Origin of the sequence: Mesorhizobium sp. M0030 (assembly GCF_040323695.1) — a bacterium.
GTDB lineage: Bacteria > Pseudomonadota > Alphaproteobacteria > Rhizobiales > Rhizobiaceae > Mesorhizobium.
This window is the reverse complement of sequence record NZ_JAMYVE010000004.1, coordinates 338,462-362,183: the sequence shown is the minus strand read 5'-3', so window position 1 is coordinate 362,183 and position 23,722 is coordinate 338,462. Positions and strand designations below refer to the sequence as shown.

The 23,722-nt window shown below is 60.7% G+C and carries 18 protein-coding genes; 9 read left to right on the top strand and 9 right to left on the bottom strand.

Annotated elements, in window-relative coordinates:
- The first annotated feature begins 109 nt into the window (after positions 1–109).
- From asnB (NKJ80_RS11830) to nadE, 4 genes are read left to right on the top strand one after another with little or no spacing between them, the layout of a single operon-like run.
- A complete protein-coding gene (asnB, locus tag NKJ80_RS11830) occupies positions 110–2,047 on the top strand; it encodes an asparagine synthase (glutamine-hydrolyzing) (protein WP_352497609.1) in 1,938 nt (645 codons plus the stop codon).
- A gap of 25 nt (positions 2,048–2,072) precedes the next feature.
- Positions 2,073–2,333, top strand: a complete 261-nt coding sequence (locus NKJ80_RS11825; protein ID WP_023686311.1) for an acyl carrier protein — start codon at positions 2,073–2,075, stop codon at positions 2,331–2,333.
- A 23-nt stretch (positions 2,334–2,356) separates the two neighbouring features.
- Positions 2,357–3,904, top strand: coding sequence for a class I adenylate-forming enzyme family protein (locus NKJ80_RS11820; protein WP_023686310.1), 1,548 nt, complete (start codon positions 2,357–2,359; stop codon positions 3,902–3,904).
- Positions 3,901–4,905: an NAD(+) synthase gene (gene nadE, locus NKJ80_RS11815; RefSeq protein WP_023696871.1), complete on the top strand. Its 1,005-nt coding sequence runs from the start codon at positions 3,901–3,903 to the stop codon at positions 4,903–4,905. The genes NKJ80_RS11820 and nadE overlap by 4 nt, the downstream gene beginning before the upstream one ends.
- Before the next feature lie 134 nt (positions 4,906–5,039).
- Here the strand turns inward: nadE and NKJ80_RS11810 are convergent, their stop codons facing one another.
- The 5 genes from NKJ80_RS11810 to NKJ80_RS11790 all read right to left on the bottom strand — a co-directional run bounded on the left by NKJ80_RS11810 (position 5,040) and on the right by NKJ80_RS11790 (position 11,234).
- On the bottom strand, positions 5,040–6,155 hold the full coding sequence (locus NKJ80_RS11810; protein ID WP_023696870.1) for a hypothetical protein: 1,116 nt from the start codon (positions 6,153–6,155) through the stop codon (positions 5,040–5,042).
- Complete coding sequence (locus NKJ80_RS11805; protein WP_023671791.1) at positions 6,152–6,880, bottom strand: N5-glutamine methyltransferase family protein; 729 nt, start codon at positions 6,878–6,880, stop codon at positions 6,152–6,154. The genes NKJ80_RS11810 and NKJ80_RS11805 overlap by 4 nt, the downstream gene beginning before the upstream one ends.
- A gap of 169 nt (positions 6,881–7,049) precedes the next feature.
- Positions 7,050–8,156 carry a glycosyltransferase gene (locus tag NKJ80_RS11800; RefSeq protein WP_023671792.1) on the bottom strand — a complete coding sequence of 369 codons (1,107 nt, stop codon included), beginning with the start codon at positions 8,154–8,156 and terminating at the stop codon, positions 7,050–7,052.
- Between the two features lies 1 nt (position 8,157).
- Complete coding sequence (locus NKJ80_RS11795; RefSeq protein WP_352497608.1) at positions 8,158–9,759, bottom strand: GumC family protein; 1,602 nt, start codon at positions 9,757–9,759, stop codon at positions 8,158–8,160.
- A gap of 215 nt (positions 9,760–9,974) precedes the next feature.
- Complete coding sequence (locus NKJ80_RS11790; protein ID WP_352497607.1) at positions 9,975–11,234, bottom strand: VpsF family polysaccharide biosynthesis protein; 1,260 nt, start codon at positions 11,232–11,234, stop codon at positions 9,975–9,977.
- A gap of 256 nt (positions 11,235–11,490) precedes the next feature.
- Between NKJ80_RS11790 and NKJ80_RS11785 the strand changes: the two genes are divergently transcribed.
- Positions 11,491–12,594, top strand: a complete 1,104-nt coding sequence (locus NKJ80_RS11785; RefSeq protein WP_352497606.1) for an acyltransferase family protein — start codon at positions 11,491–11,493, stop codon at positions 12,592–12,594.
- Positions 12,595–12,636: 42 nt separating this feature from the next.
- Here the strand turns inward: NKJ80_RS11785 and NKJ80_RS11780 are convergent, their stop codons facing one another.
- Positions 12,637–13,551, bottom strand: coding sequence for a glucosamine inositolphosphorylceramide transferase family protein (locus NKJ80_RS11780; protein WP_245261280.1), 915 nt, complete (start codon positions 13,549–13,551; stop codon positions 12,637–12,639).
- Positions 13,552–14,286: 735 nt separating this feature from the next.
- Here NKJ80_RS11780 and wecB point away from each other — a divergent pair.
- From wecB to NKJ80_RS11765, 3 genes are read left to right on the top strand one after another with little or no spacing between them, the layout of a single operon-like run.
- Positions 14,287–15,441 (top strand): non-hydrolyzing UDP-N-acetylglucosamine 2-epimerase, encoded by a 1,155-nt coding sequence (gene wecB / locus NKJ80_RS11775; protein ID WP_352497605.1) that lies wholly within the window; start codon positions 14,287–14,289, stop codon positions 15,439–15,441.
- Entirely contained in the window at positions 15,434–16,771 is a 1,338-nt protein-coding gene (wecC, locus tag NKJ80_RS11770) for a UDP-N-acetyl-D-mannosamine dehydrogenase (protein WP_352497604.1), read from the top strand. The genes wecB and wecC overlap by 8 nt, the downstream gene beginning before the upstream one ends.
- Entirely contained in the window at positions 16,768–17,571 is an 804-nt protein-coding gene (locus NKJ80_RS11765) for a WecB/TagA/CpsF family glycosyltransferase (RefSeq protein WP_023833544.1), read from the top strand. The genes wecC and NKJ80_RS11765 overlap by 4 nt, the downstream gene beginning before the upstream one ends.
- Positions 17,572–17,611: 40 nt before the next feature.
- On the opposite strand, the gene NKJ80_RS11760 is transcribed toward NKJ80_RS11765, so the two are convergent.
- Entirely contained in the window at positions 17,612–19,051 is a 1,440-nt protein-coding gene (locus NKJ80_RS11760) for a lipopolysaccharide biosynthesis protein (protein ID WP_352497603.1), read from the bottom strand.
- 168 nt (positions 19,052–19,219) lie between these two features.
- On the opposite strand from NKJ80_RS11760, the gene NKJ80_RS11755 reads away from it, so the two are divergent.
- Entirely contained in the window at positions 19,220–20,338 is a 1,119-nt protein-coding gene (locus NKJ80_RS11755; protein ID WP_023671802.1) for a glycosyltransferase family 4 protein, read from the top strand.
- A gap of 18 nt (positions 20,339–20,356) precedes the next feature.
- On the opposite strand, the gene asnB (NKJ80_RS11750) is transcribed toward NKJ80_RS11755, so the two are convergent.
- Together asnB (NKJ80_RS11750) and NKJ80_RS11745 are read right to left on the bottom strand one after the other, a co-directional pair.
- Positions 20,357–22,246 carry an asparagine synthase (glutamine-hydrolyzing) gene (asnB, locus tag NKJ80_RS11750; RefSeq protein WP_352497602.1) on the bottom strand — a complete coding sequence of 630 codons (1,890 nt, stop codon included), beginning with the start codon at positions 22,244–22,246 and terminating at the stop codon, positions 20,357–20,359.
- Between the two features lie 222 nt (positions 22,247–22,468).
- Positions 22,469–23,710 (bottom strand): glycoside hydrolase family 5 protein, encoded by a 1,242-nt coding sequence (locus NKJ80_RS11745; RefSeq protein WP_031192949.1) that lies wholly within the window; start codon positions 23,708–23,710, stop codon positions 22,469–22,471.
- Between the last annotated feature and the right edge of the window lie 12 nt (positions 23,711–23,722).

Here is a 23,722-nt window from a genome sequence, read left to right as displayed (position 1 = left end):
CGTGGCAAACTTCTTGTTAACCACATGCTCGGTGAAAATATCGGATTAACCTCAGATGCCACTATCGAGGTTATGTTCCGTACCTTAGCGTTCAATATGAGTTCAAGGGATGTGTGGATTCGGGGGTTATTTCGGGTCAATCCGGGATGCGGAAGCTTTGCTCACGCACATGGTAGCCGCAATTGCCCATCGTGGGCCGGATGAGCAAGGGAAATTCGTAGCACCCGATGCCGGGCTCGGGCATGCGCGGCTGTCGGTGATCGGCATCGGCGATGGCCAGCAACCGATGTCCGACGAGGCCGGCAATTTGACGATTGCGTTCAACGGCGAGATTTTCAACTACATAGAACTGCGCGAAGGGCTGATCGCCAAGGGCCGGCACTTTCGGACGTCGAGCGACACAGAGGTCATCCTTCAGCTCTATGAGGAGATGGGCGAAGACTGCTTGTCTCTCCTGAACGGTGATTTCGCCTTGGCGATATGGGACAATCGGCAGCGACGAATGGTGCTTGCACGAGACCGGATGGGTGTCCGGCCGCTCTTCTACACAAGTAAGGACGGGGTGCTTTACTTTGCCTCGGAGATCAAAGCCCTGTTGAAGGTCCCGGGGGTCTCCGCTGAAATTGATCCGATTGCGCTGGATCAGATCTTTACGCTGTGGGCGCCGATCGCTCCGCGCACGGCGTTCCGCAATATCCAAGAGTTGGAACCGGCAAGTGTGATGATCGCGACGCAGGGGCAGGTCACGGTCAGACGATACTGGCACCTGGACTATCCGCATCGTGATGAGCCGTCGAAGATCACGAACGAGGACCACGCGGCAGAGGAGTTGCAAGCCCTTCTGACCGATGCGGTGAGGCTTCGCATGCGGGCCGACGTGCCGGTCGGTTCCTATCTTTCCGGAGGGCTCGATTCGTCGCTCGTTTCGGCGCTTGCCGCCGGCATGACTCCTCGGAGACTGGAGACATTTTCCGTAACCTTCGACAGCGCCGAGCATGACGAAAGCGCCTTTCAGACCGAAATGGCCTCGGCGCTCGGCACGCGCCACCACGCCATAGAATGCGGCGCCCGCGATATCGCCAGCGTCTTTCCTGAGGTCATCCGCTTTGCCGAGCGGCCGATCATCCGCACGGCGCCAGCGCCACTCTACAAATTGTCCGCCCTGGTTCGCCAGGCCGGCCTGAAGGTGGTGCTGACGGGTGAAGGCGCCGACGAGGTCTTCGCCGGTTACGACGTCTTCAAGGAGGCGCGTGTCCGCCGGTTCTGCGGGCGGCAGCCCACATCGCGCATGAGGCCGCAGCTGTTCCGCCGGCTTTACCCGTATCTGCCGGGCCTGCAACAGCAATCGGTGGAGTATCTGGCTGCCTTCTTCGGCACCAGCAACGCTGCCCTCGACGATCCGCTGTTCTCGCATCGGCCACGCTTCAAGACCACGGCGGCGGCGAAAATCTTCTTTTCCGGCGACCTGCGCGCGACGTTGAAGGGTTATGACGCAGCTGAAGAGCTGACCAGCCGCCTACCCGAGGCGTTTTCCCTATGGCATCCGCTGCATCAGGCGCAATATCTCGAAACCCGCTTCCTCCTGCCCGGCTACATCCTCTCCAGCCAAGGCGATCGGATGGCCATGGCGCACGGCATCGAAGGGCGGTTTCCTTTCCTGGATCATCGCGTGGTAGAGTTCGCGGCAAGACTTCCGCCGGAGATGAAACTGAAAGGCTTGATGGAGAAGCACATATTGCGCAAGGTGGCCAGGCACCACCTTCCGGCGGCGATCGGTAAACGCACCAAGCAACCTTACCGCGCCCCGGAGGCCCGCTCCTTCGTCGGGGCGGAGGAACTAGACTATGTTCGTGACTGCCTGGGCGAGGCGAGCATTACCGCCGGCGGCCTGTTCAACGCCAAGGCGGTGGCCAAGCTCCACGAGAAATGCCGCATGGAGACCGCGACCGGATTTCGCGACAACGCCGCCTTCGTCGGCATTCTGTCGACGCAGCTGTGGCAGAAGAATTTCGCCGGCCAAGCGGTCGGCGCGGCAAGAGCGGCCTGAGACGGCGAGGAAAAGGAAAGACACGATGACGGCAATCAAGGACAGGGTCAGAAGCTTTATCGTCGACAACTTCCTGTTCGGCGACACCTCCTACAAACTGTCGGATTCAGCCTCGCTGATCGAGAACGACATTATCGACTCGACTGCGGTGCTTGAGCTGGTGGCCTTCATCGAGGACAATTTCGGCATCGCGATGGTGGATGCCGACATCGTTCCGACCAACCTGGACTCGCTTGACCGCATCTCGTCCTTCATCGAGGCGAGAGCACAAACGCTGGCAGCGTAAGCGCCAACGGCGAGGAACGTCCCGTGCGGATCGAGCATTTTCTGGTGGCGAAGGCTGCTGCCCACCCGGCCAAGACGGCATTGGTCACCAGGGGCAAAAGGCTGAGCTACGAAGAACTCGACGACCTTTCGAGCCGGCTGGCCACCGCTCTCTTCATGAATGGGATCAGGCGCGACGACCGCGTTCTGATCTTCATGGACAATTGCTGGGAGGCCGCCGTATCGATCTTTGCCGCACTCAAGGCAGGTGCGACCTTCAGTCCGATCAACCCCTCCACAAAGGCCGACAAGCTCGGTTACGTCATCGCCGATTGCGACGCCAGGGCGGTCCTGACGCAGGCGAAGCTGGTGCCCGTGGTCACCGAAGCCTGCGCATCGCAAGGCAAGACCGGCATCTTCGTGGCTTCCACCCCTGGGGCCGATGGGCAATGCCCGGCAGGGGCCGCGTCCCTGACTGACTGCCTGACGTTCGATGGCGCGGAGGTGAACCATCGCGGCATCGACGTCGACCTTGCGATGCTGATCTACACGTCAGGTTCGACCGGCCGGCCCAAGGGTGTGATGATGACGCATCGCAATTGCGACGCTGCCGCGGGGTCGATCGCCACCTATCTGCGCAACGCGCCGGACGACATCATCCTGAACGTCCTCCCGCTTGCCTTCGACTATGGCCTCTATCAGTTGCTGATGGCAGTCAGGCTCGGGGCCACGCTGGTGCTCGAGAAGTCCTTCGCCTTCCCGCACGAGATCTTCGAACGCATCCGCAAAGAGGGCGTCACCGGCCTTCCGCTGGTGCCTACCATGGCGGCGATGATCCTGCAGATGCGTGATCTGGCGCCGGGTTTCCTGCCCAGCCTCCGGTATATTTCCAACACCGCGGCCGCCTTGCCGCCAGCCCACATAGAACGCCTGCGCTCGCTGCTGCCCGGCGTCCGGATCTATTCGATGTATGGGCTGACCGAATGCAAGCGCTGCACCTATTTGCCACCCGAGGAACTTGACCGCCGGCCAGGGTCGGTCGGCATAGCCATCCCCAACACGGAAGCCTTTGTCGTCGACGACCTTGGACAACGCGTGCCGGCGGGCGTGGCAGGTGAGCTCGTTATCCGCGGTCCGCACGTCATGCAGGGCTATTGGCGCAACCAGGCCGCGACGGAACGAGCGCTCCGGCCGGGGCCTAACCCTTGGGAAAAGGTGCTCTATACGGGCGACCTGTTCCAGACCGACGAGGACGGCTTTCTCTATTTTGTCGGGCGTAAGGACGATATCATCAAGACGCGTGGCGAGAAGGTCGCCCCCAAGGAAGTGGAGGCAGTGCTCCACGCCCATCCAGGTATCGCGGAAGCGGTGGTCGTCGGCGTGCCGGATCCGGTGCTGGGGCATGCGATTGGCGCGCTCGTCGTGCGGTCCGATCCGGCGCTTGGCGGAAAGGACATCATTCGTCACTGCGCGCGGCACCTGGAGGATTTCATGGTCCCCAAAATCATAGAGTTCCGCAGCGAATTACCGAAGACGGAGTCGGGCAAGGTCAGCCGCCGGCTCGCGGCTGAGATGATGGAGGCCGAGCAATGAACATCGGCTCAACCCAGGATGCGCCGGCCTTCACGCAAGCCCTGGTCATCGATCCCGCCGCCGAAACGGACAGGATCGTGGCGGCCCTGCGCGAGCAGTTGCGCGGCATTCGCAAGCGCGGCCTCGTGCTCGGTCTTTCGGGCGGTATAGATTCCAGCGTTTCGGCTGCATTGGCCGCGCGTGCCGTCGGCCACCAGAATGTGCTGTGCGTGCTCATGCCGGAAAGCGATTCCGACCCCGAAAGCCTGCGACTCGGCCATCTGGTCGCCGACACTTTCGGCGTCGAGGCCGTTGTGGAGGATATCGGGCCGACCCTGCGGGCAATGGGCTGCTATGAACGCCGCGACGCCTTCATCCGCGAAATGGTCCCGGACTATGGCAAGGGCTGGGCCTCAAAGATCGTGATCGCGAACGTGCTCGAAGGCGAGGGCTACAACATCTCCTCGCTGGTGGTGCAGGACCCGCAAGGCAAGCAGACGAAACTGCGGATGCCGGTGACGGTCTATCTCGGCATCGTTGCCGCCACCAACATGAAGCAGCGCACCCGCAAGCAGATCGAATATTATCATGCCGACCGGCTGAACTTCGCCGTGCTCGGCACACCGAACCGGCTGGAATACGATCAGGGGTTCTTCGTCAAGAACGGCGACGGCGCCGCCGACGTCAAGCCGATCGCGCATCTCTACAAGACGCAGGTCTATGCGCTAGCCGCCTATCTCGGCATTCCGGAAGAGGTCCGCAACCGGCCGCCGACCACCGACACCTACTCGCTGGCGCAGACGCAGGAAGAATTCTACTTCTCCCTGCCTTACGATCGGATGGATCTGTGTCTCTACGGCCTCAACAACGGCGTGTCCGCCGAGGTGGTAGGGCAAGCGGCGGGATTGACCGCCTCACAGATCGAACGCGTCTGGGCCGACATCGCCGCCAAGCGAAAGGCAACGCGCTATCTGCACCTGCGCCCGCAGCTCGTTGACGGCGTGGACGAAGTCGGCTCCTGACCTATGCATATCGAGCAAAAGTGATCCGGTCTTGCGATACGACATGCATGAAAGAAATACTAAGCTCTTGTCTTTACGCAATTCCGGACGGAAAGCCGCGCACCCTTTCCTGGAATTGCTGTAGGCGGAACGCTTCAGGTGAAGCGGCCGCCGATCAACTGGCTCCACTGCTCGCCCGCAAGCCCGTTCAGAAAGACCTGCGCGTTCTTCATGGCATCGAGAAGCTCGGGATCGCGTGAATGCACGACGGTCGAGGCGACCGGTATGAAGGCTATGCGTCTTACAAGCATGGCGTCCAGAAGCGCGGGCTGGACGCGGCCGCGCAAGCCGGAGACACCGCGCCGGGCGGCATGCTCGACCAGGCAATCGATCACCGGCCCGGCCTGGCCGGGAAGAGCGAGGACCTGCAGCACGCGGCCGATCCCGTCCGGTCGCGCGTAATAGGCGAAAGCGCCGACATTGGCGCCGTTCGGCGATGCCACCGACACGTAGACAAGCTCTCCGAAATCCGGCTTTTGCGCCGCATCGCCCAGAATATGGTTGAGCTGACCTTCCGCCCACTGCGGACGTAGCGGAAATTGGGCGCAAAGCGGCTCCAGCAGCCCCGCAAAGCTGCCGCTGTCGATCTCGGAGGTCCGAAATGCCCCCCGGCTCGATGCGTTGGCGACGACGCCGGTCCAGCGTCGTTGACTGCCCTTCATTTTGCGAAGGTAGAGCCGGTCGACGATCCGGGCGAGCGGGTTGAACATCCAGGCAAGCTTCATGTGATTGGCAAAAAGGCTGAGCATGAAGGTCGCCGGCCGCATCACGCGAACCCAGTCAAGGCTGTATTGCGGCAGCACAACGCCGCGAAGCCGCGTCCACAGTTTCACTGACGTATCATTGGCGGTTTCGCTGAAGGAGATGTCCTGCGGACCATCGAGGAAGGCCTTCAACAGGCGGGCACCGGCCATCGGATCGGTCTCGTGATCCTCGACCATCAGCGAACTGCAGATGGCAGCGTAGAGCTGCCGGCCGTTGAATTTCATCGGCAGCGCATGAACGCCGACGAACCCGGAAACCTGGCCGGCGTCATTGACATGGACAAGCGAACGGAGCCCGCTGCCCCAGTCGGGTGCGTCCAGATAAAACCGCCTCATGTAATCGACGAGGGAGGCCGGCGCTGGCCCCCGCTTCTTGCGCAGCATGCGTTGAAACATGCCCGCGACGGCCGCAAGGTCGGCCTGATCGAGGGCGCGGACGACGCTCACGCCGGGCTCCCGGTTCCGGGAACCCGGCCACCATGTTTGCGCGCCATGGCGACACGGGGCTGGCCGTCGGCCGTCACGGCAAAGGTTGGGGTTTCGTAGGATTTCGTTCTCGATAAAAGGGTTGCTATCTGCCGATCTTGACCTTCGCCGAACTCAAATAGCAGCCATCCGCCTGGCTTGAGGAAAGCTGCGGCATCCCGGACCAGCCTTTGGAGGATCGAAATACCGTAAGGGCCGCCGTCGAAAGCTTCCCGAGGTTCGTTCTCCAACAGATGCGCGCTTTCGCTATCGAGACGGGATGAGGAAATATAGGGCGGGTTGCACACAACCATGTCGGCAGCGCCGCGGAGGCCGTCACCCTCGATCGCGGCAAATAGGTCGCCTTGCCGGACCTTGATCCTGTCCTGCAGGGCGAGGCGCACAACATTGCGGCGGGCAAGCGAAACCGTGCTGTCGGTCAGGTCCGCCGCCCACGCCCGAGCCCGAGGACATTCGCTGACGATGCCCACGGCAAGATTGCCGCTGCCGCAGCACATGTCGATCAGGATCGTTTCGTGCGCCTGTTCGCCAAGAATGGCCGCGGCCGTCCGGCCAAGCAGTTCCGTTTCGGCTCGCGGCACCAGGACGTCAGGCGCGAGTTCCAGCTCAACCCGCATGAAGCGGTGCAATCGCGGCCAATTGCGATCGTTTGCACGGCCGGCAGGAAGGCTGTGATGCTGCGGCAAGGAAAATCCCTATCCTGAGGATAAAACGCGGGTTCCCTGTTGTTACCAACTCCGGGTAAATTGATGTTAAAGATCATGATTGGATTGGGAGTAACCGGCCTATGTTGGCGGCGTCCTGTCCCATCAATGGCGAATTCCTGTGCCGCCGCAAGCCGATCCATGCGCTAATTCAGAGCAACGCCTCGTACCGGTCTCCGATCTTTTCAATTTCGAAATCCGCCGCCCTGCTTTTCAGGATCGCGGCGGTTGTCGGCTGGTCGAGCATTCCGGCCATCGCCACTGCCAGGGCCGCGGCATCGCCGACCGGCACCAGGGCGCCGAAGCGGCCGTCATCAAGTATTTCGCGCGGGCCGTGCGGCGCGTCCGTGGAGACCACCGGAATCCCCGCTGCCATGGCCTCGACCAGAACATTGCCGAAGCCCTCGCTGGTCGATGATAGGACGAACAAGTCAGCTACGGCGTAGCAGGCCGCCGGATCATTGACATAGCCCGCAAACAGAACGTCTGCGCCGATACCGGATTCTTCGGCATAGGCGCGCAGCTCGTCGGCCAGCGGACCCTCGCCGAAGATGACAAGCCGGGCCCGGCGGCCGGCGCGCAGCACAGCGAAGGCCCGCAGCAACGTCCAATGATCCTTAACGGGCACCAGGCGTCCGGCGGTGATGATGATGGGGCCGTCGCCCATCGCCGCGAGCTCTGCCTGCCAGGCGTAGGAGCGTTGCTGGGATGCCGCAGCCGGCGGCAGCGGGTTGTTGATGACCACGACCTTGGATTTCGGGAAGCCTCGGGCCACAAGATCGCCGCCGACACCCTCAGAAACCGCGATGGCCCTGGTGGCGCGGGCCGCAACCAGGGCCGAAAGCCAGACCGCCATTTTCGCGCCAAGGCTGCCGGAAGGCAGTGAGGCGGCGGCGTGGAAACTCGGGAAGAACCGCGCCCTGCTTCGCGCGAGGGAAAGCGCCAGCGCCACGACCAGATTGGCGAATTCCGGGGCGCTGTAGATCGCGTCGGGAGAAAGGCGGCCAAGCAGGCCCGCGCTTCGCACGATGCCTTTCAATGTCGCCCACTTGCCATAACCCTCGCCGCGAATGGGGAGGCCGAAATCGACCAGATGCACGGCAGGCGAAAGCAGGGCGGCATTGGGCCCCTGCGCGTTCCAGGTAAAAAGCGTGACGTTGTGGCCGCGCGATGCCAGCTCGTTCGCTATCAGGACGAACACACGCTCGGCGCCGCCGCCCCTGAGGCTGGCAATGTGAAAGACAATCCGCTTCGCCATTTCAGGCGCGGCTGGCAATGACGTCCGGGCGGTTCGGCGGAAGACGCATGTCGCGCACGATACCCAGGGTAATGGCGAGCAACATGCCAAGGATCATGCCGCCAATGGCCCCCAGGCCGATCATCACGACCGTGCGCGGGGGCCATGAACGGCCCTTTGGCGGCACTGCGGTGGAAATCACCTGCACATTGGTGCTGTCGATCTGTTCGCGCTCGGTTATCTGGCGTGCCCGCGACAGGAAGCTTTCATAGATAGCCGTCTTCGACGCGGCGTCACGTTCAAGTTCACGCAAGGCGACCTCGGAATCGCTATCCGAGAACACGTTGCCCTTCAAGTCATTCATCTTGGCATTGAGGGAGACCGACGAGGTTTTGGCGGCATCGAGATTGACCTTCGCCAGGCGCAGGGTGCGCGCGTATTCGGCGCTGAGTTGCGCGCTGACCGTGTTGTACTCCGTCTTCAGCCTGACGATCGACGGATGACGGGGGCCAAAGGTCATCGACTGCGAATCGATCTGCTGGCGCAGGCCGTTGGCCGTTGCGCGCAGCGCCACAAGCGCCTCCGACGTGGCGGGACCGGAATTGGTGCCGTTTGCGCCGGCGGCAAGCAGGGCGTCGTAACTTGCCTGCGCGGCGATGACGCGCGATTGCGTCTCCACGATCTGGCCGTTGAGCTGGGTCATGGTTTGCGAGGAAACAAGCTGCCCATTGCTGGTGGCCAGATTGTGGCTGCGCCTATAGGCCTCGACCTTCTCTTCGGCCGCCTGCACATCGCTCTTGAGCTGGCCCAGCCGCCCGTCCAGCGCGGCCGCGGCACGGCTGGCGCCGGAAGCCTCGGCGCTGGCCAGCTCTTCCTGGAAAGTCTTGACGATATCCTGCGAAATCAGGATCGCCTTAGCGGGGGTTTCCGCCGATACCATCAAGGTCGTGACAAACGACTTTTCATCCGCGATGCTGCTAACCCGTTCCGCCAGGTTCTTCAGGGCGGTAAGCTTTGGGTCGGGTTTGGCGCCGTCCGTCCCTGTGCGGCTTCGGTCCGCGTCGAAGAACTCCGGGTCACTGGCCAGGTCAAGATCGTCTACAACACGTGAAAGCACGCTGCCCGAGGTCAAGATGCGCTCTTTGCTGCGCGCGCTGAGCAGCTGTCCATCGACCTGGGCCGATTGCGGGTAAAGATCATTCGGAACAACCTGAAGATTGGCGGGATTGATGAGGATGTCCGTGGTCACGGTGTAGCGCTGCTTGCTCAGCAGAGCGTAGGCACCGCCGATGATCCCGCCGGCGATTGCCAGCAGGCATACCAGAGCGAGGCCGGCGCGCAGCCAGACAAACAGACGCCCGAAATCGAGTTCGAGAAAGGTTCCGATCTTGTTGAGCGTCACCGTCGTGACGGGCTCGGCTACAGGCGGCGCCACGGGTGCAGGCGACACAGGGGCCGACGTTACAGGGGCCGACGTTACAGCGGGTGCCGCCGCATGTGCCATGATCGGCGCGGTTTGTTGCGGCTTTGGCCTGCTGGCGCGCCGCGCATTTTCGATCCGTTCATAGGGGCTAATGCCGGCGGCGGCCGCGGCTGGAGGAGGACCGGAAGCGGCGGACATCATGCTAACCCTTTAATATTCAATACGCACAGCCTGCTTTACGGAAACATCGTTAACATTTCATTTTCCAGGCGTGTCAGGCGCGTTCCGGAACAGCGATCTATCCACCCTTGGTCGGTATTCTGCCACGCCCGTCGTAGCCTGGCAAAGCGTGCAGGCGTTTCAAATGGAAATACAAGAGGTCGTCGCGAGGGCACCCGCAAGGAGCGGGCTTGGCGTCATGTCGCTGTTGATGCTGGTTGGCCTTGAAGGGGCGTGCCGAGGCGCCCATCCGGCTTTCGATAAGCGAGCAACAAGATGACGAGCAGCATGATATCCGGCGCCTTCGAAGAAAGGGCATTGTTTGACAATGCCGCGAGAATGGACGCGGCCGCTGCGATATGGGCGGCCCGAGGCGTATTGCGCAGGAGCTTGAAAAGGAACCGGAAGAAAGCAAACGCGAAGAGCAGGGCGATCGGCAGGCCGAACAAAAGCGTAAGAACGACCGGCGTGCTTTCGATGAAGGGGAGGTTGAGCTTTTCGTTGACGATCTTCAACAACTCGTTGGGATTCATGCCAAGCAGGATGTCCCTCCATTCAACGAACTTGAATACATCGTAGATCTTGACGCGCGCGTCGTAATTTTGATCAAAGAGCGTGTTGCTGAAGCGGTTCAGCAGCCCCGCCGAAAAGAGTATCGCAATCAGTATGGCGCCACCGGCCAGCGTCAGCATCAGCACCAGGAGTTTGGCCTGGCGTTGATGTCTGGGTGACAAGTCCGGCCAAGGCAGGAACACGAGCAGGAACAGGATCTCGCCGCAAGCGAGCAGCAGGGCGGTGCGCGCGCCCGAAGCGGCCGTGCCGATGAAGAGAATGAAGATGCAAAGCGCGCACACCCAGATACGCCACCGCGTCAATGCAACGAAACCTATGGCGGTGGTGCAAAGCGCGCCCAGCGCCAGCGGATGGGCCGACAGTCCGATCGGCCGAAAGTCCAGCTCAACGAGGGGATAGGGCAGGAATCGATGCTGGGTGACGGCCTCGATCGTTCCGATGATGGCGCTGAGGACGATCATGCCGACGATGACATTGCCAAGCGCCCTGCGCACATGGTCACCCAGGGCAAGCATGATCATCGCCGCGGCACAAGAGACCAGATAGGAATCGATTATGAAGCCGGCCGAGCCGGCACGGCCTATCACGAAGAGATAAGGCACCAGCCACAACAGCACCAGCGAATATAACAATGTCGCCTTGAACAGCCTGACTTCATCGCCTTCGAGCCGAATTGGCCGGGTCGTGGCGATGACGACAAGCAGCAGAAAGATGGCATAGGTCCCGATATGCAGCTTTTCGGGAAACGACCCCCCCTCCGTCGAATAGGACATCACCATATTCATCAATTGCGGAGAGATGGTCGAGCGGAGCAGGAAAGCGAAGGCCGCGAGGAGAAAGAACAGGAGTGTGAGGGCGTCTTGGCGGCTGGCCTGCGCGGTCACGAACTGTTGCTCTGTGGGGGTGACACTCACGATTATCTGACCAGCGTTGCGGCTTGCGATTGAGATGGCAGGGGACGAACGCACCCCCGGGTACATTTTCCTGCAAGAACGTAAAGGAATATGGATAACCCGATCTTAACAGTGGCGATGCCCGGCATGGGCTATTTCATGAAGTCGGTAACCCACACTTAATTGGCCGGTCGTATTGATGGCGATGCTTTGCACGGCGCCCGACGCGCTGCCTGTGGACGGCACAATGGCATCAGGCGCCGGCAAAGCGCAGGAGATCAAGGTGAAGAAGTTCTATTCGATTCAGTATCTTCGCGCCTGCGCCGCCTTGCTGGTTCTGTTCGCACACGCCTTTTCCTATCAGATTGGCGTGGACAATCTGATTATTGTGACGGCGGGCCGCCTGGGCGTCGTTCTGTTCTTTGTCATCAGCGGTTTCATAATGGTCCATATTACGGGAGATGGTCCGTTTTCCGCTGCCACCTTCCTGAAACGCCGAGCAATCCGGATCATCCCCCTTTACTGGCTTTTCACCAGCCTCGCCGCGGTTCTGGCGGCGCTCGCGCCAAGTCTCTTCCAGAAGACCGTCTTTACGTGGCCCCACTATCTTCAGTCGCTCCTCTTCATTGTTCACGAAGCGCCTGGACGGGATAGCGCCAGTCCAATCCTCTCACTCGGCTGGACGCTCAATTACGAGGTATTTTTCTATATCGCTTTTGCGGTGTTCGCATTCCTGTCCGTGACCTCGCGCGTATTTGTGCTGACGGTCTTTTTCATTGCGATGTGGATAGCCGGGCTGTGGCTGGCTCCCACCAACCCTGTTATCCAGTTCTATCTCAACCCTTCTCCGGTGGCATTCGTCATCGGCATGTGGATAGGGCGGCGCTATTTGGACGGTGATTTCACTTCCCACATACGCCATGCCTGGATATTCGGCGTAATGACCGCTGCAGGCGTGGTGCTTTCATTCGTCGATGACGGTACGCCGCTCTTGGGTCAGATCAGCTTCGCGGGACAAGCAATGTGGGCGGCGGGCCTGCTTCATCTCAGCCTCATTCTGGAGCCGAAACTCAAGCACTGGAGCCTTCTCGAGCAGTTGGGCGACGCTTCCTACGCGCTTTATCTGTCGCATATCTTCGTGATCGGCGCTGTGGCGTACCTGGCCAGACGCACCGTCGGATTCGAGCATCCGGCAACGGTATTGTTGGTGTCGGTGGTCAGCATCGTGGCAGCCTGCCTCGTCAGTCTGGTGATTTACGAGATGATCGAGAAACCGATTCTTCAGACCCTGAACGGCAGAAGGAAGACGAGAAACACACCGCTTCCTCATATTGCCACGGAGAACAAATAAGCAGGCCACGCAACGGGACGGTCACGGCTTTCAGCGCTTCAGTCAGCCCGCGCTGTCCACGACCTCGACATTGCCGGCGCGGTTAAGCGTATGAATGCCCGTGCGTGCCCATGCCGGACCCGCGCCGATCGGCCGGGGCGAGGCAAAACGGACATCGGACGCGTCGAGTCGCTCAAGCCGCATCAGCCCCAGACCACCGCCATAGGCCCTCGATCCGTTCTGCACCGGCAGCACCAGGGCATCGTCGTGGCGGATAAAGGCGCCGCCCGGCCGGGTGGCCGAATGATCGACGGCAATGGGATTGAGCGGATGGGCGACCCATGGCCCGCGCAGCGAGGGTGCGCAATAGACCGCCATCGTGTCCGACGCGCTGCCGTAGCCGAACCGCTCCGTTCCAACCAGCCAGAAGCGACCGTCGGATTCGAGCAGCGTCGCGTCGTTGAAATCCCTGTCCGCCATCAGCACCGTGTCGCGGACCCAGCGGTCGGGAAACTGCGCGGCGCGATAGAGCACAAGTTCGCGAGCCGAACCACTTTCGGGGATCATGAAAATCTCGCCATCGTGTGCGAACACCTGCGGATACGACAGGTGGTGCGCTTCCTCCAATACAACCCTTGGAACACCGAAAGTGCCATCGTCACCGAGCTCGGCGACGGAAATCACGCCGCGACTCGTCGCGTAGGGGAATTCCTCGACAAACAGATGATGGCGGCGGTCGGCCTCGAAGACGAACGGGTCGGCATAGAAGCGTTGGCCATCGTCCGGCAGGACTGTGAACGGTTTGCCGTCGAGTTGCCCGGTTTCGGCGATGCCTGGTCCGTCGATCACCCGATAGGCAACCTGCCAATAGAAGGGGCGTCGTCCCCGCCTGATTTTTTGCACGGCGCGATCGATCAAAGCCCTGCCAAAAAAGGGCACATAGTGTCGAACAAAACTGTCGTTCTTCAGGATCGGCACCGGGTTGTCGCTTACCGGCACAAGCTTGCCCGCAAAGAAGCGGGCGACGGTTTGCATGATCAGCGACATGGCGCCGGCGAGCAGGTCGTTGCAGCTTCGAGATAGCCAGAGCCTGTCTGCCAGCATCGGTCTAGCCTGGGCCACGACAACGCCATCGAGGCGAGCGCCAAGTTCAGGCAATTGTCCGCTCGCCAACATTGCGGCAACGCCGGCTGGAAAGCTGTTGCGACCGCAAAATTCGAGCCTCAGGACTGGCGCGTCTTGCCCCGTTGCGCTGGCAGTGAGATCTATGACGAGGTCCGGAGGGCCGCGATCGATGGGCGGCAACGGCTCGGACCGGCCCGCCAGCGAGGGACCGAAACGCCGGCTCTCGATCGCCAAGACAGTGTCCAGCCCCCGAGCGGTTGGCGCCGGCGCCGGCGCGTGGCAACTCGAGACCACATAACCTGCCGCACCCAACCGCATGAAAAGCTCATTTTCCCAGCGCCGGGATGCGACGGCGTGGCCGATGATTAAAATATTAGTCAACCCAAGTTATTCTCGTTAAAGCAAAAAATGGCTTTGCTCTGGTATCTTTCCCCACAGTTCCTGGCAAGGGTTGCCCAAGGGGGGCTGCGGACTCTAGCGTTAATCATACGTTAATTTTTTTGAATACGAAGGCGGTTCAGGGCGCTATTGTTAGGCTGAAAGCACATGTCAGCCGGGCGCCCACGCTTTCGGTGACCAGGGTCAACCATGAACGCCGTTTCACATCCGAACTTGCCCTCAAGGCGAAAACTGCTGATCGTGTTCGGCACGAGGCCGGAGGCGCTCAAATGTTTTCCGGTGGCGCGCGCCGCGCTCGCCCATCCAGGCTTTACCACGGAAATATGTGTGACGGGCCAGCATCGCGAGATGGTCGATCAGGTCATTGAACTGACGGGCCTGCCGGTGCACTACGATCTTAACATCATGCAACCAGGTCAGACTTTGTTCGACGTGACCTCGCGCGTGCTCCTCGGAATGGCGGGGGTGCTGGAGAAGGCGAAGCCGGACGTCGTCATCGTCCAGGGCGACACAACCACCGCAATGACCGCGGCTCTAGCTGCCTTCTACAAGCGCATTCCGGTTGCCCATATCGAGGCGGGATTGCGCAGCCACAACATCAACTCTCCCTTTCCGGAGGAACTGAACCGCAAGATTGCCGGCAACATCGCCACCTGGCATTTTGCGCCGACCACCGAGGCGCGCGACAATCTCATCGCCGAAGGAAAGGCTGCGAACACCATCTTCGTAACCGGCAATACCGTGATCGACACGCTGCTGCATTTCTCCAGCGAGATCGATGCCGACAAGTTGATGAACGCCAAGCTCGCCGCTCGTTTCCCCTTCATCGATCCGACCAAGAAAATGATACTCGTCACCGGTCATCGCCGTGAGAATTTCGATGGCGGCATCCAGAGAATCTGCACCGCGCTGAAGGCATTGTCGGCGCGCAGGGATGTGCAGATCATCTACCCGGTCCATCCCAACCCGAATGTGCGCTCCGTGGTCGAAGCCGAAATCGGGACGGTGCCGAACATCCACCTGATCGACCCGCAGGACTATTTGCCGTTCCTGTACCTGCAGAAACAGAGCTACCTGGTGTTGACCGACAGCGGCGGCGTGCAGGAAGAGGCGCCTTCACTCGGCAAGCCGGTGCTGGTGATGCGGGAAAACACGGAGCGACCCGAAGGGATCGCCGCTGGTACTGCCCGGCTGGTCGGCACCGATATCGAAAAAATTCTGGCCAATGCCAATAGCCTGCTCGATGATGAGAGCGTCTATCGCGGCATGGCGGAGAGGCACAATCCATACGGCAATGGCCAAGCTGCGACCCGGATCGTTGAGGAATTGCTGAATCATGGCTGAAATCAAAACCGTTTCCGTTATCGGCATGGGCTATATCGGCCTGCCGACCTGTGCCATTTTTGCCAGCCGCGGACTCGATGTCATCGGTGTCGATATCAACGAGGCGGTGGTCGCGAAGGTCAACCGCGGCGAAATTCACATCATCGAACCGGACCTGGATGGTTTGATCCAGAAAGTCGTCGCCAATGGCAAGCTCAAGGCATTCAGCACGCCTCAGCCGGCCGATGCCTATATTATCGCCGTTCCAACTCCGATCACCCCGGAACGCAAGCCGGATGTCAGCTACGTGCTTGCGGCAGCGCGAAGCATCGCTCCGGTGCTAAAACGGGACGACCTGGTGGTGCTGGAATCAACATCGCCGGTCGGCACGACGCGCGTCATGACAGCGCTGCTCGCTGAACTGCGGCCCGATCTCAAATTTCCCGTCGCGCATGGCGAGGAAGCTGACGTCCTGGTCGCCTACTCTCCCGAGCGCGTGCTGCCGGGAAAGGTGCTGACGGAACTGATCAACAATGATCGCTCGATCGGCGGACTGTCCCGAAAGTCTTCGGAGCGGACAGCGGCACTCTATTCAAGCTTCGTCGCCGGCGACCTGTTCATAACCCAGGCCGAAAGCGCGGAACTGGTTAAGCTGACCGAAAATGCGTTCCGCGATGTCAATATCGCCTTCGCCAATGAGCTTGCGGCGGTGTGCCAGGATCTGTCGCTCAACGTCTGGGAGGTAATCGATCTCGCCAACCGGCATCCTCGCGTGAACATCCTGCAGCCGAGCCCGGGCGTGGGCGGCCACTGCATTGCGATCGATCCGTATTTTATCATCGACGCCGCACCGAACAATACGCGGCTGATCAGTTCGGCACGGCGCATCAATTCCGAGCGACCCTTGTCGGTGGTCAGGGACATCGAGGCTTTGCTCGACCCGACCCGCAAGCAGACGATCGCCTGTCTTGGCCTCAGCTTCAAACCCAACATCGACGATATGCGCGAGAGCCCGGCGGTCGAGGTTGTTAAGCTTCTGTCCAAGATTCCCAATATCAAGATCGTCGCTGCCGAGCCCAATGCGCGTCAGTTGCCACACGAGCTCGAGGGCAGCGGCGTCATGTTCACCGATGCACTTTCCGCTATTGACCAATCCGATATCGTCGTCCTGCTGGTCGACCATCGACAATTCAATCTGATCGATCCCGAAGCGCTCAAGGACAAGAAGCTCGTCGACACACGGGGCCTGTGGACCTGGCGCAAGGCGCGCAAGCCCGACGCCCGCATTGAAGGCAAGAAATCCGAAATGGAACGCTCGCAGTCTCTCGCTCGCACCGGAGAAGCGGCATGAACTCGCATGACCCGGCATGGGCGCAACACTCTCTATTGGCATCGCGCCGCCGCGAGTTTCTCGGTGCGACCATCCATGCGCTGACCATGGCCGAGACGCTGGCCATCGCAGACGAGGCGATGGCGACGCGGCGGCCGCTTCATCATGTTGTCGTGAACGTCGCCAAGCTTGTGAACATGCGCAAGAATGCTGAACTGCGCGAGGATGTCGTCGGGGCGGATATGGTCAATGTCGATGGCAAAGGCGTGCTTTGGGGCGCGCGGCTCTGCGGCGTCGAGTTGCCCGAGCGTGTGACCGGCGTCGACGTCATGATCAACCTGCTGGCGCTGTGCGCCAAGCGTGGCTATCGCCCCTACCTTCTGGGCGCTGAACAGCACATTCTCGACGCAGTTGAAAGCCGACTTGCCAGAGATCATCCGAGCCTGGCCATTGCCGGCCGGCGCAATGGGTATTTCAAGGCGGAGGAAGAGGCCGCGATCGTCGAGGCCATCAACGCTTCAGGTGCCGACTGTCTGTTTGTGGCGATGCCGACGCCGAGCAAGGAGCGCTTTCTCAAGCGCTATCGCGACGTACTCGCTCCGAGTTTCGTCATGGGCGTGGGCGGCAGCTTCGACGTCTATGGTGGAAAGGTCGCCCGGGCACCGAGACTGGTTCAGGCGGCGGGCCTGGAGTGGCTGTTTCGCGTGGCGCAGGAGCCGCGACGATTGTGGCGCCGCTACTACGATACCAACACCGCCTATGCACTGCTGCTGTGGCGTGAGTTCTGGTCTCGCCGGGGACGCCGAAACGTCAATCCGTAGGCTCGCGACTTTCAGACAAGCATGCCTCATTGCGCGGGATTTATGCGATCCGGAGCCGTGCCCTTAGCTTGCCGATGAACTGCGTCACGGCCGCGGGGTGAAACAACCAGGTCAGTCCCAGGAAAGCCGCAGCGCCGGCGACACCGCCCGCCGCGAGCGGAAAGATCGCCGGCATATTGCCCAGCGCAGTGCTGGCAAGGCTGGCGGCCAATCCGGTGCAGATAGAAATTATGATTGAGACAGCGATGTCGCGCCAGGGCACCGGCACCGGCGTGAGCCTCTCGGCGATGACGATGCAGGCTGCAAGACCTGCCAGCGATCCGCCCGCCAACGCCAACGCCGCGCCAACCTCCGCCATGGTGGGAATCAACAGAAAAGACAGTGAAATCGTTGCCACCGAGCCGAAGGAATTGGCGATGATCAGCAACCACGGCCGCTTATGTGCGTGCACCACGACGCCATAAACGAAGCTTGTGAGATTGGCACAAAGAACGCTGAAGGCGATGATCGGGAACAGCAGGCCGAAGCGACCATGATATTCCGCGGGCAGCAGGAGTCGCGTGATGTCGCCGCTGAGCGCGATAAGCATTGCTGCGACCGGCAGGCAAAGGCGTATCATCAAGGCCATGAGTTGCGACAACAACCGCCCGGACGCCTCGGATCCCTCTTCGTCGAAGCGGCTGACCACTTCTGGAAATGCGCCCATGTTGATTGCGTTGGCGACCATATCGATCGGCTGCCGAGCCAATGCGTAGGCGGCTGCGAAGACGGCCACCGCGCCGGCATCGTAGTAGAGCTTGAGGAAGACGCGTTCAGCGCTGTTGAGACCGAAACCGACCAGCGCCATGATGACCAGGGGCACGCCGAGGGCAAAAAACTCCTTGTGGGTGAAGCGCGGCGGGCCGCCAATAACGCGCCCGGATGCCACCACGCACGCCACGATGCCGGCAATCAGCACGGCGAGGCTCGAGCCGAGCGATACCGTCAGAAACGAGCGTTGGAAGATAAGGATGGCGGCGATCGGCAAGGCGAGTTGCAGCAGGCCGCGCAGATATTCAAGCATCGAATAGAGGGAATGACGCTGCTGCATTTGCAGCACCGTCAACGCGAACCGGCTGATGGAGCCGGCAATCAGATAGCTGCAGACGGCGATTGCAAATTCGATCCAGCGCTCCGGCACGATCACCGCCGAGGCGATCACGGATATGATCAGGGCCAGCACCGTGGTGACAAGCAATACCTGTCCGGCAAGCATCAGGCTGCCACGGCTGACGTCGCCTTTTCCGCCAAGCCGCAACAAGGCAATGCGCAGCCAGTTGGTAACGGCAACATCCGTCATTTCGCCCACGGTGACCACCAGGGTCAGCAGGCCATACTCCGTCTGGTCGATCAGCCGCGTCATGACGACCAGCAGGAGCAGAGCGGAAACCCGCGTCAGCAGAATAGCTGGGCCATAGATGAGTGTGGAACGGAGCAGCAAAGGGTTGTTCCCGGAAAATTTGCCGTCGATTAATCGTTGACCGACGGGAATTCCAGCATGATGACGGCAAAGGGTGAACGGATACAGTTTGAACCAAAAGATTTGTCGTAAACCTTTTTTGGAACGTTTGCTTTAGGGTCACCCGGCATCCGCAATCCAAATGGTGTCATGTTGCAGCGTCTCGCCCACAATAGAAAAATACATGTCTTGGTCGCAACGCCCTCGGGCGTTTCGGGACAAGGCGGCATCGACCGGATCATGGGGGCGCTGAAGCAGGAGTTCGAACGGCAAGAGATCGCCGACATCGATCTGCGCTTTCTTTCCAGCCGTGGCCCGGGACATGTCGGGCTTTCGATCTTCTACATGCTTGGTTTTTGCGCGCGGATGCTTGCGGCCCGCCTCGACAGACGCGCCGACGTCATTCACATCAATATATCGGTCTCCGGCAGCACCTATCGCAAGATGATGATCGCCGCCTGCGCCAGGCTGTTGTCGATACCATATGTCCTTCATCTGCATGGGGCGCAGTATCAGACATTCTGGAAAGATGATCATAGTTTCATGAGCCGCCGTATCAGGGCTCTGTTCGAGCATGCCGGCCGGGTGATTGTCCTGGGGGGGCTTTGGCGCGATTTCGTCGCCAGCCGGGCACCGGCGAACGGCGGCAATATTGTCATCGTTCCCAACGCCACGGCAGTTCCTTCCCTGGCGCATGTCGGCGGAGGCGATCACGTGCACATCCTGTTCCTCGGCCGCATCGGCGAGCGAAAGGGCGTGCCGCAGTTGGGCGAGGCGCTGGAGCGGATGAAACATCTCAGGGGTTGGCGTGCCACGATCGCCGGTGATGGTGAGGTCGAGCCGGCACGAGCGAGGTCGGTCGCTCTAGGGATTGCCGACCGTATTGCTTTTCCGGGCTGGGTGGGACCTGACGAGGTCGCATCACTGATCGCTTCGGCCGATATTCTGGTGCTCCCCTCGTTCGCCGAAAATCTGCCAATGTCGGTGATCGAAGGCATGGCGGCCGGCCTGGCTGTCGTGGCCACCCCGGTTGGCGCGGTCGAGGACATCATCACCCACGAACAATCCGGTCTGTTGGTGCCGCCCGGCGATGTGGCGGCGTTGACCGAGGCGTTAACTCGGCTGGTCGAGGATACGGCGCTGCGCGCGCGGCTTGGCGCCGCCGCCATGGCGGTGCACCGGGAAAGGCTTGAGCTTGCACCGTTTGTCGACGCGATCTGCGATGTCTGGAGATCGGTCGCGTCCGAGGCGCGATCGGTCAAGCGCTGACGCTGTCCTTCATTGTCGTCACTGCGGCGGGCCAAGCGCGAATTCGCGGTGGAATATCTCCAGGTTCAAAAGCGCCCATATCAGTTTTTCGTGGTCCGCGGCGCGCTCGGCGTGCTCCCTGACAATCTGGTCCAGCTTCTTGGCGCTCAAATAGCTACGGATGACCGAATGGGACGAACACAGATGGTCCCGTACATAATCGCTCATCGGCCCGCGGAACCATTCGGCGACGGGCACCTTGAAGCCGATCTTTGGGCGGTTGAGGACCTCGTCGGGAACCATGCCGGCCATGCAGTCGCGCAGGATCTGTTTGCTGTGCAGGAAGCCCAGCCTGTAACGATCGGGCAGTTGGCTGACGAAGGAAACCAGATCGCGATCAAGGAATGGCATTCGCCCCTCGATTGAACCGGCCATCATCACTCGGTCGCCCCGTTCCAAGAGGTTGTCGGGCAACCACGATGTCTGATCAAAAAACAACACACGGCGCAGATGAGATTCCGTCACACTCGAAGAGAACGGGAAATCGTTGCAGTCATGGCCGCAAGTGGCCAACCCACCGAGGAGCGAATCGCGTTCCCGCGCCGTCATGGCTCCAAACCAGGAGATCATCCGGGTGGCAAAGTCCCGTTCACCCGCGCTTCGGGCAAATGTATCGAACTTGGCCGATGCGCCGGGCAATGCGCGCATCAAAGGGGCGAGGAGATTGTTGTGAAGCGACGCTGGAACAAGTGACCGGTAGACACCCGCCAGAGACTCTGCGCGATGTTTGGGGTAGCCGCCGAGAATCTCGTCCGCACCTTCGCCCGTAAGCACCATCTTGACGTCCTGCGAGGCTCGAACCGACATCAGGTAAATTGGAATGTCCGTACTTTGTGAAACAGGTGCCCCCCGATGGCGGACCATCTTGGGCAGATGATTCATCAGGTCATCCGCCTGGATGACGATTTCGCAATGATCGGTCTTGAAATGATCGGCGACGCGCCGGGCGAATGGAAGCTCGCTGTAAGCCTGTTCGCTGAAACCGACCGAAAACGTACGAATCGGGTTGTCGCTGTGCCTGGTCATCAGGGCAACGATTGCCGACGAGTCGAGCCCCCCGGACAGAAAGGCGCCAAACGGCGCATCACTGCGCATCCTGATCTCGACAGAACGGTCGAGCAATTCCAGAAATCGTCGCTCGGCGGTTCCTGGATCGATATCCGCTGTCAGATCGGTCTGATCCGGGGGCGCATAATAGCGCGTTTCCGTTACTTCCCCTTGCGACCACACAGCGTAGCTTCCCGGGTTGAGCTTGCGGATCTGTTTAAAAAGCGTCCGCGGTCCAGGCACGTAACGCCAGGTCAGATACTCGCGCACTCCATCCAGATCGAGCTGCTGGCCATCTGGCTGCGCAGACAACAACGCGCTGATCTCCGAGGCAAACGACAGCAAATTTCTGCCTTGCATGAGGTAAAGGGGTTTTTTTCCAAAGGGGTCGCGAGCGAGGATCAATTCGCGCCGTTGAGCGTCCCACAGCGCAAAAGCGAACATCCCGCTCAATCGGTCGAACATGGCCAGGCGCCACTGGTCATAAGCCCTGAGCAGCACTTCCGTGTCGGAGCGTGTGCGAAAACGGTGGCCGAGACCGATCAACTCCTCACGCAACTCGATGTAGTTGTATATTTCGCCGTTGAAAATAATCCGGAGCCGTCCGTCCTCGGTCTGCATCGGCTGATTTGAATCGGCGTTTAAGTCAATAATCGCCAGGCGGCGATGCACCAATGCCAACTGGTCCTCGCCTGTATTCAGGTCCAGGAGTTCGATGCCTTCGGCATCGGGACCACGATGCTGCAAGGCATTCGACATCCCGGCGACCCGATCTTGTGGCTTCTCGACCCTGCGCCCAATCCAGCCGGCAATTCCGCACATTCTTTCCCTTGGCCCTCTTTCCCTTGTTTGCGTATGATTGAGGACACCAATCTACAGCGAATATATTAAATAGCTGCTCGGTGGAGTGATTTTAAAACTGAGCCTGATTTGGTTCGATCAGGCTCTCTCGGCTGCAACTGGAGACGACAGTCCTTGGGTTTCACGCGATTGATCGCCAGCAACCAGGCAGACCGCTCGAACCGATCCTGACCCGATGACGAGTTATGGCAGGCCCAGTGCCCGCAACATCTCCCGGTCCGGGATCGCAGGCCCCTTGGGTTGGATAACACTCATTCCGTAAGGATTGGAGAATTCCCAGGCCGACCACGGCATCGCGAAGCGTTCCGCCTCTCTGCGCACTGCCATGAGATAGCGCAGGCGATCAGCATCGAAAGCTCCCATGCGGCCATCCGCAGACATCAGGATAACGCCGAATTCGCCCACGAACAGGCGTCTGCTCGCTATGCCATGGGCTTCAGCCCAGTCGACCGCCTGACGGAAACCCGCTTCGAGCTGGCTCTGCCCCCAATTCTGCTCAAAGTATCGGGCGATCGTTTCACGCGCCGAGGCCATGTTCATCACCTCTTCGATCTGGCTCAAGCCGGCGGCGTCCATCTGCGCCTTGAGGGTTTCGGCGACCACTTCGGGCGTGCTGGCGTCGGCAGGCCAGGGAAGGCCGGAGGAGAAAGCGTTCTTGTCATCGGCCCGCTGGTGCGTGAAGCTGTGCGGATCATACATGTGGAAGCTGTAATAGACGTTGGGGTCGTCGAAGTTGGGGTCCAGGTTGACCAGTCCCGCGATGCTCCCGCCGCAGGCGCCGGTCGCGACGATGGTGAGTTCGCTGCTGACGGCGCGAATATCGCGAACCGTGCCTGCCATGATCCGCTGCCAGTCATCGCTGCCGCTTGAATCGCAAGGGTAGTAGGCGGGCTCGTTATAGGGCTCGAGGGCGACCTTGTCGGCGCCAATTTTGATCAGCATGGCAGCCACCGCCACTACCATTTTGCGATAGCGGGCAACACCCTCGCTGTCGGCCCCGCCATGGATCATTTCCATGCTGTAGGCCGGAACCTGGCTGACGCCATGCAGATCGAAAACCACCTTGAGCCCGCTTGAAACCACCCGCTGCACCGCAGCGGCAAGCATGTCCAGCGCCTGTTGTCGTTTGGCGCCCTCGCTGGCAAGCAGAGGGCCAGGGTCGACACTCAGCCGGACAAAGTCGAAGCCCATGGATCGAATGCGACCAAACTGGTCGCCGTCCGGCCAATCGGTGAGCGGCCTGCCGCCCGCAAGCCATTCCTTCTCGCTGCGATAGGGCGGCCATTTGTAGGAACCATCTTTCTCCACCGGCGACCAGTTGAGCCATTCATGGACGCCAACGCCGCGCTCAAGCGGGATCGGCGCCGCCTCGGCTGACAAAGCCATGCCAAGCGCGCACGCTATGACGTAGACAACTTTTCTCATCGCAAAACTCCG

Bases quoted from the DNA above. Each gene is read 5' to 3' on its own strand.
- NKJ80_RS11755 (WP_023671802.1), top strand. From the start codon at position 19,220: ATGTTGCAGCGTCTCGCCCACAATAGAAAAATACATGTCTTGGTCGCA.
- wecC (WP_352497604.1), top strand. From the start codon at position 15,434: ATGGCTGAAATCAAAACCGTTTCCGTTATCGGCATGGGCTATATCGGC.
- NKJ80_RS11795 (WP_352497608.1), bottom strand. From the start codon at position 9,759: ATGATGTCCGCCGCTTCCGGTCCTCCTCCAGCCGCGGCCGCCGCCGGC.
- NKJ80_RS11765 (WP_023833544.1), top strand. From the start codon at position 16,768: ATGAACTCGCATGACCCGGCATGGGCGCAACACTCTCTATTGGCATCG.
- NKJ80_RS11825 (WP_023686311.1), top strand. From the start codon at position 2,073: ATGACGGCAATCAAGGACAGGGTCAGAAGCTTTATCGTCGACAACTTC.
- asnB (WP_352497609.1), top strand. From the start codon at position 110: ATGTGTGGATTCGGGGGTTATTTCGGGTCAATCCGGGATGCGGAAGCT.
- NKJ80_RS11745 (WP_031192949.1), bottom strand. From the start codon at position 23,710: ATGAGAAAAGTTGTCTACGTCATAGCGTGCGCGCTTGGCATGGCTTTG.
- NKJ80_RS11785 (WP_352497606.1), top strand. From the start codon at position 11,491: ATGGCATCAGGCGCCGGCAAAGCGCAGGAGATCAAGGTGAAGAAGTTC.
- NKJ80_RS11800 (WP_023671792.1), bottom strand. From the start codon at position 8,156: ATGGCGAAGCGGATTGTCTTTCACATTGCCAGCCTCAGGGGCGGCGGC.
- asnB (WP_352497602.1), bottom strand. From the start codon at position 22,246: ATGTGCGGAATTGCCGGCTGGATTGGGCGCAGGGTCGAGAAGCCACAA.
- nadE (WP_023696871.1), top strand. From the start codon at position 3,901: ATGAACATCGGCTCAACCCAGGATGCGCCGGCCTTCACGCAAGCCCTG.
- wecB (WP_352497605.1), top strand. From the start codon at position 14,287: ATGAACGCCGTTTCACATCCGAACTTGCCCTCAAGGCGAAAACTGCTG.